The 11050-nt window shown below is 62.1% G+C and carries 8 protein-coding genes; all 8 read left to right on the forward strand.

Annotation, left to right across the window (positions count from 1 at the left end; genetic code table 11):
• On the forward strand, positions 1–204 hold a 204-nt coding region (locus SOX55_RS07980), incomplete at its 5' end, for a hypothetical protein (protein WP_325286910.1).
• Positions 205–210: 6 nt separating this feature from the next.
• The gene (locus SOX55_RS07985; RefSeq protein ID WP_325286911.1) at positions 211–1362 is read left to right on the forward strand and encodes a TPM domain-containing protein; all 1152 of its coding nucleotides are present in this window, start codon (positions 211–213) and stop codon (positions 1360–1362) included.
• A 314-nt stretch (positions 1363–1676) separates the two neighbouring features.
• Positions 1677–2231, forward strand: coding sequence for an RNA polymerase sigma factor (locus SOX55_RS07990; protein ID WP_325286912.1), 555 nt, complete (start codon positions 1677–1679; stop codon positions 2229–2231).
• Positions 2218–2562 (forward strand): DUF4179 domain-containing protein, encoded by a 345-nt coding sequence (locus SOX55_RS07995; RefSeq protein ID WP_325286913.1) that lies wholly within the window; start codon positions 2218–2220, stop codon positions 2560–2562. The genes SOX55_RS07990 and SOX55_RS07995 overlap by 14 nt, the downstream gene beginning before the upstream one ends.
• On the forward strand, positions 2552–3160 hold the full coding sequence (locus SOX55_RS08000; RefSeq protein WP_325286914.1) for a hypothetical protein: 609 nt from the start codon (positions 2552–2554) through the stop codon (positions 3158–3160). Before SOX55_RS07995 ends, SOX55_RS08000 begins: the two co-directional genes overlap by 11 nt.
• A complete protein-coding gene (locus SOX55_RS08005) occupies positions 3157–3798 on the forward strand; it encodes a PrsW family glutamic-type intramembrane protease (protein WP_325286915.1) in 642 nt (213 codons plus the stop codon). The genes SOX55_RS08000 and SOX55_RS08005 overlap by 4 nt, the downstream gene beginning before the upstream one ends.
• A gap of 47 nt (positions 3799–3845) precedes the next feature.
• Entirely contained in the window at positions 3846–4283 is a 438-nt protein-coding gene (locus SOX55_RS08010; RefSeq protein WP_325286916.1) for a hypothetical protein, read from the forward strand.
• A 67-nt stretch (positions 4284–4350) separates the two neighbouring features.
• A partial coding sequence (locus SOX55_RS08015; protein ID WP_325286917.1) for a fibronectin type III domain-containing protein occupies positions 4351–11050 on the forward strand: 6700 nt, incomplete at its 3' end.

Below are 11050 nucleotides of genomic sequence, written 5' to 3' on the forward strand. Positions count from 1 at the left end.
CGCCCAGCGCCTTTTTCTTCCACCGTGCACGGCGCATTCTTTTTCGGCAAGACGAAAAAGAATGGGGGGTGCATCCCCGCCGGGGTCCCGGCAATTTCCCACGCCGAAACCGGCGCAAAAGCCCGCGATCTTCATCGCACTCCCGCCACCCGGACGGGTGCAAAGCCCGAGATTCCGCGCTTTCGGGCGCAAACACGAACATAAAAGGATATGCCTATGAAGATTTTCCAAAAACGCCGGACGGCGGCGCTGGTACTGGCGCTGGCCGTCGTGGTGAGCATTTTCATCGGACAGGCGAAAAAGCCGGAGGACACCACCCCCGCCTCCACCTCCGTCACCGGCAGCTACACCTACGTGCTGGACGAGCGGAACGTGGTGTCCGACAAGACCGGCGAACACATCGACGGCATCAACGTCTCCCTGTTCGCCCAGACCGGCGCCCAGATTGTGGTGGAGATTATCGGCTCCACCGGCTCCGCCGACATCGCCGCCTACACCGAGGCGGAGTTCAACCGCCTGGGGGTTGGCTCAGCGGAGCGGAACAACGGCGTGCTGATCCTGCTGGCACTGGACAATTACTACATGGGCCATCCGGGCGGCGACTATTACACCGGCTACGGCAGCGGCTTCAGCTCCAACGAGGGCCAGACCATCGTGACCCTGGTGAACGGGCACCTGGAGAGCGACTTCGTCCGGGGCGACTATGACGCCGGCATCCGGGCGGCCTTTGACGCGGTGGCGGAGTACCTGGCCGACGGCTACGGCGTCACCGTGAAGGAGAACTACATCCCCGCGGCGGCGAAGAACTACACCGCCCGGTCCGGGGATTACGGCACCTATACCACCGGCACGGTGGAGCCCTCCGGCGCTTCCATCCTGGGCAGCTTCGTGACGCTGCTGGTGGTGCTGCTGATCCTGTGGATCATTCTGGACGCTTTCCGCTGGTCCCGGTACCGGCGGCGGTACCTGATGCCCGGCATGGGCATTCCTACCCGGCGGTATTACCCCGTGTTCTGGGGCCGGCGGTGGTATATGCCCCGCCCGGTGCGGCGTTCCCCGCCCCCCAGGCCCCCCAGGGACGATCACCGTCCGCCCTCCGGCGGCGGCTTCGGCGGCTCCAACCGCCGTCCCCCCAGCAGCGGCTCCTTCGGCGGCGGCAGCCGCAGACCGCCCTCCGGCGGCTCCTTCGGCGGCGGCAGCTTCGGCAGCGGCGGCGGCCGGGGCTTCGGCGGCTCCTTCGGGGGCGGCTCCTTCGGCGGAGGGGGCGGCCGGGGCTTCGGCGGAGGCGGCTCCTTCGGCGGCGGCAGCTTCGGCGGCGGAGGCGGCCGGGGCGGTTCCTTCGGCGGCGGAGGCCGCCGGTAACGGCCCGGGAAATCCCCGGAAGGACCATTCATCGGTTTGAAAATTCCCCGGCAGAGCATCGTATCCGGGATGCCTGCCGGGGTTTCTCTGCGTCCGGGGCGTCGGCCGCTTTCCCGCCTCCGTTTCTTTGCCCCAACTTTGCGTCTGTGCTTGCGAAGTCGTGAATATTCGTATATAATATATTCTATCGGGTTGTATTTTCACGGGGGCACCGCGGGAACGGAACCGGGCTTCCCCACAGGGGAGACGTGCTGCCCCGGACATTTCCGGCAGGCGCGGAAAGCTGTATAAAAATACGAAGGGAGGCGGCAAATATGATCTCGGACGAAACCGCGTACCGGCGGTATCTGGACGGAGAGGAAAAGGCCGCCGATCTGCTGGTGGAAAAATACGGCGATGCGCTGACGCTGTACATCAACGGCTATGTCAGGGACATTCAGGAAGCCGAGGACCTGATGATTGAGGCGTTTTCCCGGATTTTCGCCAAGGAGCGGCCTATCACGGGCGAGGGCGCCTTTCAGGCGTATCTCTATAAAACGGCCCGGAATCTGGCCCTGCGCCACAGGAAGAAGCACAGGCTCAGCTTCCTGCGGCTTGAGGAACTGGAGTTTGAGCCGCGGAGCGACGTGCCGGCGGACAGGGAGCTTTACCGTGACGAGCGCAGCCGCCAGCTCTGCGCCGCCCTGGAAAAACTGAAGGCGGAATACCGGGAAGCCCTCTACCTGGTCTACTTTGAGGACATGAGCTACCGCAGCGCGGCGGCGGTGATGAATCAGAGCGAGGGGCAGATCACGAAGCTGGTCTACCGCGGGAAGCAGAACCTGAAAGCGATCCTGGAACAGGAGGGGTTTACCTATGCGGACGAATGAGGAGCGCGCCGGCCTGATTCATCGGCGGACGGCGGAAATCAGACGGGAGCGGCAAAGGCGGAGGCAGCGGGCGCTGGACGCGGTCTGCGTGACGGCCTGCCTGCTTCCGATCACCGGAATCGGCGCGGTGATGCCCGGGCTGACCATCCCCGGCGGGGAAGCCCACCACACTTCCGGCGCGGCCAGCCTGGTGGGAAGCCATGCGGCGCTGGGCTATATCCTCATGGGGCTGATGGCCTTTCTGCTGGGCGTGTGCGTGACGGTGTTTCTGTACCGCCTGCGCCGCGGGAATGAGAGAAGGCGGCGGGAGAACCGGAACGATGAACTTTGAACTGATTGACAACTGTTTTCAGGTTGCCGTGCTGCTGTGCGCGGCGCTGGCGGCAGCCGGGGCGGCGGTCCGGCACAGGGACCGCCGTTTCCTGATGCTGGCCCTGTTTGATATCTGCGTTTCCATGGGAACCCTCTACTGGGTGCTGCACATTTTCATTTTCGGCGACGTGCCCCAGGTGTTCTATGTGGCGGAGTTTTCCTGGCTGGCGGCGTACCTGTTCCTGCTGTCCTTCCAGATGGTGCGGACAGAGCGGGACGGGAGGACGTTTTCCCTGCCGGCCCTGGTGTGCGCCCTGCTGGCGGCGGCGGTGATTCTGGCGTTCCGGATTTTCGGCCCGTCCTGTGTGGTTTCCGCCGCCTTTGCCGGGGTTGTGTTTGCCATCGTGTATCTGGCGGTCCGGCGGCTCCGGCGCGGCGGCGGGCTGATGGACTGGTGGCTGCTGCTGTGCGTGGGACTGCAGCTTCTTCTGTATGTGGTGTCCTGCTTTATGGAGGACTTCACCCACTTCAATCTCTACTTTGCCGTGGATATCACGCTCACATTCTCGTTTGCGGCGCTGCTGCCGCTGGCACTGCGGGAGGCGGCGGGGAAATGATCTATATTGAGAATATTTTTGTCTGCCTGGCCATTCCGCTGGCGCTGTGCGTCCTGTTTATCGGGGGGCGCACCCGTCGATTCATGCTGTTTATGATGGCCGGCATGGGCGTATGTTTGCTGTCCGCCTATGTCAACAGCTTCTTCATGGGCTATTACGGCGCCGGCGCCACCGTGGCCGTGGTGGAGATCACGCCGGTGTGCGAGGAAGTGATGAAGCTGCTGCCCCTGCTGTTCTACATCCTGATTTTCGAGCCGAAGGTCCGGGAGCTGCCGGAGGCCGCCGTTGCCCTGGCCGTGGGCTTTGCCACCTTTGAAAACGCCTGCTACCTGACGGAGAACGGCGCGGAAAACCTGATGTTCCTGCTGGGCCGCGGGCTTTCCGCCGGAGCGCTGCACATCCTCTGCGGCATTCTGATCGGATTCGGACTGTCTTACGTGTTCCGCCGCCGGTGGCTGGCGTTTACCGGCACGGTGGGACTGCTGGGCGCCTGCATCGTGTTCCACGCCATCTACAACCTGCTGATCTCGGGGGAGGGGGCCTGGCGGACCGCCGGGTATCTGTTCCCGTCTGTCCTGATTGCCGTGCTGTTCGCGGGAAAGCTCCTGCTTCCCAGACTGAAGATCCGGCTTGAATAACCGTTTTGCCTGTCGGGCCGCCCTGTTTTCAGGGCGGCTCTGCTTTTTTGGAAAAATTTCTGAAGAATTTGTCGTTTGGGGTGGAAGGATTTTCATTTTTGTGTCTTTTAGGAAACAGAGAGACTGAAAATCATACGGAGGGAGGTTATTGGATGACCGGTAAGACAGAAACCCGGGTGCGGAAGATCCGAAGCAGGACACGGCAGTACAGGCGGCAGCGTGAAAACCGTGTGCTTACTTTCCTGGCGGCGTTCAGCCTGTTTCTTCTCGCCGGTATCGGCGTTCTTTTCGGAAGCGTACAGACACCGGGCGTGGCGGCGGTGGCCAACGGCTACGGCGCGGTGCTGCTGCGGGACGGCGCGGTGACGTATGTGGTGATCGGCATAGCCGCCTTTATTGTGGGCGTGTCTGTCACCGTGCTGTGCATCCGACTGAAAAACAAGTTAGAAAGCCGTACGGACTGTACGGAAGGAAGCGAGAACTGACATCCCGGCGCAGCCGGAGGATGGCAAGACCCGCGCGGAGAATTTTTCCCCAGAAAGGAGCAAACACATGAAACAAACAGCCAAGAGACTGCTGAGCACGGCCCTCGCCTTTGTGATGGTGCTGTCCCTGCTGCCTGCCGTGTCCCTGACGGCGCTGGCAGATGAGGAGGATAACACCACCAAGGACGCCTTCGGCATCGCCATGAAAGAATGGACGCAGGCGGAAAAGGAAAAGGCGGAGAGCGAACTGCCCTACGGCACCGGCTACGGCACGTGGACGACCCTGATGGAAATGGGCGAACTGTACGTTTCCATGGGGTATGACGGCGCCACCCGCCTGACCGGTCTGCTGGACTGGAACGAGAAGGAGGGGACGACGGACGCGGCCATCGGCAGCAACGTCATCAACTTCACCCAGAAGAACCTCACCTCCCGTTCCGAAAGCTACAAGGCCGTGGCCACGGCGGGCATGGACCTCTGCGGCACCGGCAAGAAGGAGTATGTGGCCAATCTGGCGCTGAACGCCAGCGGCAACACCCTGTATCTTTACGTGACCGACAGCAACAACAAAGTGATCGGCAACAATCAGAAGATCACCTTTGAGCATGTCGCCCAGCTCAGCGGAATGGAAGTCCATCAGGTCAAGGGCGCCTTCTCCGTGGCCGCCGGCGACTTTGACGGCGACGGCAAGGACTCCATTGTGGTCTATGTCCCGCGGACCGACGCCAGCAGTATGACGCAGGGCAACGAGGATAAGGCCCCGTTCATCGCGGAGTATTTCTTCGTGCAGAACAACGGCCAGTGGGTCATGGTGCAGAACCCGGTTTCCACCGTCTGCTCCAACGTGCTCAAGCTGCTGGGCAACAACTCCATCAACAAGCTTGACACCATGAAAAACCAGCCCATGGTGGACCTGGTGGCGGAGGACGTGGATAAGGACGGCTTTGACGAGCTGATCGTCACCGCCAACATGAACGACGTGACCAACAGCGACTATGATCTGCAGTCCCAGCTCTTCATTTACGACCGGCTGAACCACAAGACCGAGCCGGCCAGCGAGACCGAGGACGGCAACTGGCATCTCAGCTACCGCGCCGCGGACAATCCGAATTATACGCATCCCGGCCTCTATATCCAGGAGGCGAACTACAAGCGCGTTGTCTGGGCCTCTTCCACGGTGGGCAATATCGTCGTGTCCACCGGCACCAACAGCGTGGACTACCCCGAGATCATCACCGCCGGCTTTATCGACGGCGAGCAGAGCAAAACCCAGCACATCAACGTGGACGGCAGCGACGAGATCGGCGTGACCGCCGTGCGGGTGGACGATACGAAAACCATCGACCAGTCCAACAAGTTTACGATCTGGGGGGATGGAAAATCCACCACCGCCATCAACGTCATCTGCCAGTATGAGGAGATCCTCAACCAGAAGCTCTCCCCCAACGGCTGGACGAAGGGCGGCTTCTTCGAGAGCGAGGACGTCAACAGTCTTCTGCAGGTGCAGGCCTATGCCGACCGCGGCTTTGAATACGCGGAGGCGGTGTTCATCTCCGGCTCGGTGTACCACATCAACTCGGACAGCAGGCTGGAAGAGGCGTACAAGCACACCGACTTCGGCAACAAGGACTGCGGCGCAGGCTCCGACACCCTCACCAACACCACCATCACTGCCGTCACCGCCGGCAACTTCAACGCCAACAGCGACGGACGGGAGCAGCTGATCTTTGTCACCACCCTCAAGCAGAGCGGCAAGAACAACGCCTATTCCCGGGTCTACTGCTACTATTACGACACGACCCTGGAGACAAAGAACGGCAAGCAGCAGGAGCACGGGTACGAGGGCAAGCGCTCCAGCTACCTCACCGAGCACAAGGGCAGCTTCTATGTCTCCCTGAACACGCTGGACACGGATAACGACAGCGTCATCGCCAAGCTGGACAGCGTCACCCGGGAGTACGGCATGCCCGATGTGCTGGCCATTCTGGAGGCTACGCCCTACTTCACCGAGATCGGCGACGGCGAGGACGGCGTGGGCAACAGCGAGACCGTCTACGGCACAAGCGTGATCGAAGGCGGCGCCAAGGGAGAGAGCTTCGGCTTCACGGCGGGCCTGATCACGGGCTTTGAGGTGGAATTTGCCAAGTACGGCATCGGTATGGAAGTGCAGATCGATAACTCCTTCAACTGGAGCACCACCAAATCCAAAGAGGTTGAATGGGGCGTGGAGTTCAAAAACGACACCGGCGACAACCTGGTGGTGGTGTACCGCAGCCCGGTGATCGTTTACCACTATGTGGACCTGGACGGAAATGAGATGGTGATTGGCAAAACCGGCCAGCCTGCCTACAGCAAGGTCACCGTGGACGAATACAACGAGGCGGCGGAGCAGTTCGGCCTGGACCTGATCTCGGATGAAAACGCCAAGCTGGCCACGCCCGGCGAGCCTTCCACCTACCGCAGCACCACCAATAACCTGGGCGAGCACGCCGCCGCCCATCAGCATTGGGTGAACTATCCCGACAACGGCACCACCGCGGAGTATGTGACCTATACCAATACGCAGGAAAATGCCTTTGAGCATGAATTCAATGTCTCTCTGAGTGTCGTCGCCAAGCTCAAGGGCGTTTTGCTGGGCTATGACCTGGGCTTCACCACGACTCACTCCACGGCCAAACTCAACGGCAATTCCGTCACCAAGTCCGGTTCGGTGAACCCTGCCTATGAGGACGGCTACTCGTTCCAGTGGAAGCTGGCCACGTGGGACTGCCAGCTCAACGGCGGCACCGTGCCCGTGGTGGGCTATCTGGTGCAGGACGTGAGCTCTCCGCCCTCCCCCGCCATGGGCCTGACGGCGGAGACCACCGGCACCGACAGCGTCACCCTGCGCTGGACCAAGGGTGCCCGGGACGCTTCGCAGTACCGCGTTTACCGCCTGCTTGACACCGGCGAATACGTGCTGGTGGGCGCGGTAGAGGGCAATCAGACCACCTGCACCCTCACCGGCCTCGAGCCCGGCGAGACCTACACCTATGTGGTGCGCGGCGTGGGCTTTGTGCTCGGAGAGGCTCTGGAGTCCGTGAACAGCGGCTCCATCACCGTGCGCACCCAGTCGGAGAACAGCAAGGTTCAGCTGAAGCTGGTGGGAGAGTCTCTGACCAGTGACAATGTTCTGCAAAGCACCGGCGCCCAGGCGAAGATTGCCATGGAGGTGACCGGCACCGACGGCGGCAGCATCTCCTACCAGTGGCAGGTCCTGGAATCCAGCGCGGAGGGCCTCCGGAAAGGCTGGCACAGCGTCGACACGCTGGACGATGCCGTTCCCGCGGGCCAGACGAAGCTGGTGGGAACGGTCAGCGGCGGGAAAAGCGGCAGCCTGACCCTCAGCACCATTGACAGGAGCCTCAACGGCAGCAGCCTTCGCTGCGTGGTCACCGTCACCTCCAGGGCCGGCAACGTGGCGACCTACTATTCCCCCGGCGTCACCCTGGAACTGGACGGCCTGAGCACCACCACGGCGGTCACCGTCACGGGGTTCAACGGCGCGGCCGTCGGCGGCAGCGGACCCATTTCCGACCCGTATACGGGTACGGCGAGCTACACGCAGGTCACTAAGAACGTCACCACATCCTACGTGCCCGTCCCGGCCACCGTCACGGAGAACGGAATCACCTACACGGTCTATCAGGATGAGACGAACTCCAAGTATGTGGGCGTGTATGACACCGTGGACGCTGCGGCCGGCACCGCCAGCCGCAGCTATTACGCCGTCTCGGAGGCCGACGGAGCCTTCACGCTGGAAGATCGGCTGGAGCTGAGCCGCGATCAGTATGTGGTTGACTACCCGGCTGGCACCGAAAACGGGTATACCGTCCCGGAGGACTTCACCGGCAGCGGCCTTTATGAGGAAGCCACGATCACCGATGATACCGGTACGCTCAACGTCCGCTACGAAAAGCAGTACGTCGTGACCTCCGGCGAAAGCACCGCCGCCCTGACACCGTACTGGTACAATACCGGCAACGGCAAGTACTACATCAAGGACAAATCCGGCGCGTTCGCACTGCCCGCGTCGCAGCCTGACAGGAATACCAATGAAGAAACGGGCGAAGTGGTGGAAACCGGTGCTGACCTGCGCACGGCGTATTACGAAGCCGGCGGCACCGTGATCCTGGGCGCCGACGGAACGGACGGCTACGACCATTACCAGGTCTATACCTATTCTGAGGAGAGCACTGCGTATACGCTCAGCGCCTCCTTCCACTGCGTCCCCGGCACCATGCTCCAAAACGGTGGAACGGACTACGCCGACAGCACGAAGCTGGTGACCGCTACCGTCAACAAGGCGGTGGAGAATATCACCTACACCACCTCCCCGGTCACCGGCACCCAGCTCACCCTGAACGCAGGCGTGAAGGACAGCACCGGCGTTCCGGTCAGCACGAGGGTGCTCTACACCATCACCAACACGAGTACCGGCGCCGCCACCCAGTTCGCGGCGTATGACGGCGGCACCTCCAGCTGGACGGCTCCCCAGTACGGCCTCTACCGCATTGAGGCCGCGGCTGACGCCACCTCCACCACCAAGGCCAGCTCGGCCGTGTGCTACTACCTGGCCGATGACCCCACCAATGACTATCGCCTCTCCCTGTGGCAGGGCGGGCAGGTCACCAACATCACCTACAACGATGAGGCTGTCGCGCTGAAGCTGGAAAAGCGCGTCTATAACGGCGAGACCCCCACCTCCTCCTGGGAGACCGTGAACAGCGGCGTCAGCTATCAGGTGGATGACTCCAACCACAGCGGCAGCTCCTACGCCCCCACCCCCATCAGCGGCAGCAGCTACACCCCCACCGCGGCGGGCAGCTACCTCTTCTCCGCCCTGGTGAACGGCAAAACCGTTGCTTCCGCCCTCCTGGCGGTGAGCAAAATCCCCATCACCGTCAGACCCGTGTGGGACAGCAAGGAAGGCAACATCAACACGGTCCCCAACTTCAGCGACATCTATCTGGAAGCAAAGGACGCCCAGGGCAACACGATCGATGTCAGCAGCGTGATGACCGTCTCCTGCGATCTGTATGAGGGAGGCAGTATCAAGCAGAACGCCGCCTCCGGCACGTACACCGTTACCCCGGCTTACAAGAACAACAATGTAAAGTCGGACTTCCTCTCCCGTTACAGTGTCACCATGGACACGGACACCATCTACTATATCAGCGAAGCGATCACGGTGTATTTCAGCGCCGGTGAAAACGGCGAGGTCTACGGCCGCTACGTCGATCCCAGCGGCACCGAGTTCGCCTTTGACAGCGGCAGCCAGATCAGCATGGACTACGGACTCAAGTTCGTCGCCGAGCCTGAGGCTGGCTGGTCGGTGGATAGTTCGAGGGGATGGACGGTAAAGCTTGGCTCGTCCGCTGTAAGCGGCTGCTACAGCGTTTACAGCAACACGCTGGAAATCACCGGGACGCAGCTGGAGAGCCTGAAGAGTCTGGTCAGCTCCCTGAACACGAAAGAGCTCACTGTTTCCGTCGCCTTCGGCAACAATGCCAACAGGATCACCTACAGCGCAGGCGACAGCGAGGGCAGTCTGCAGGCAGCGACGGGAAGCGAACCGTTTACCAGCGGCGGCTCCGTGGCCCACAACGCCGCCATCACCTTCACCGCTGTGCCCAACGAGGGCAAGATGGTGGAGAAGTGGACCGTGGACGGCACGGAGTACAAGTGGGACGGCACGGATGCGCTCTACCGGGAGAACATCCTTACCCTGGAGAACATCTCCGCCTCCCATGACGTGCAGGTTTACTTTACCGACACGGCTGTCACCAATGTGAGCGCTGCCGCGATGGATACAGCCAACAATCTCTATTTCGGCGCGGCGATCACCGTCACCGACGCCCAGGGGAACACGATCACGGGTGATGCCCTCAAGAGCGTCCCCCAGTCCGGCGCCCTGACCTTCACCGCGGAGATGGGCAACAGCACCGGCGCCGTCATCAAAGAGTGGCAGACCAGCCCCGACGGCTCCACGTGGACCACCGTGGACGGCTCCGGCGGACAGAATGCGATCATGGTCTATGAGCACGGCGAGAAACTCTATGTCCGTGTTGTGATCGCCGTGGCCCAGACCTACCGGCTGAGCTGGAAGGTTATGGAAGGCGACGCGGAGATCACAGACCAGAACATCGCTGTTCTGATCCCCAGGAGCGGCAATGTCACCCTGGGCGGCAACGGCAGCAGCTACGCGGTCAACACCCCCGTGGAATTCACCCTGCGGCTGGACGGCAGCCGCTATGTGATCGGCTGGAGCGACAATGTCACCCCTGCCGCGGACGGAATGTCCGCCGCCATGACCCTGACCGATGACACGGTTGTCACCGTCACCGTGGCCGCCAAGCCCACCGTCTCCTGGACGGATCCCACCGGCGGCACCATCAGCGTCAGGGGAACCGTGAACGGCAGCGCGAACACCGCCGTCAGCAACGGCAGTTATGTGGACCCTGACACCGTGGCCGCCGTCACCGCGGCGCCCAATCCGGGCTACGTGGTGGAGAGCATCAACGGCGACACCGGCGTCAACAACCGCGCCAACGGTGAGAAGTCCAAGGCATTCACCGTCAGCAGCGACACCGTGTTCACCGCCGCCTTTACGGCCAAGCCCATCCTGACCATCGACCTGAATGACTACGGCACCGTCCGGGCGGACGGCACCAGGGACGGCGGCTCCTTCTCCATCCGGAGCGGCAGCAGCTACCTGGACTTCGGCA

It is taken from the genome of Dysosmobacter sp. (assembly GCF_034093755.1).
In the GTDB taxonomy this organism is placed as follows: Bacteria; Bacillota; Clostridia; order Oscillospirales; family Oscillospiraceae; genus Oscillibacter.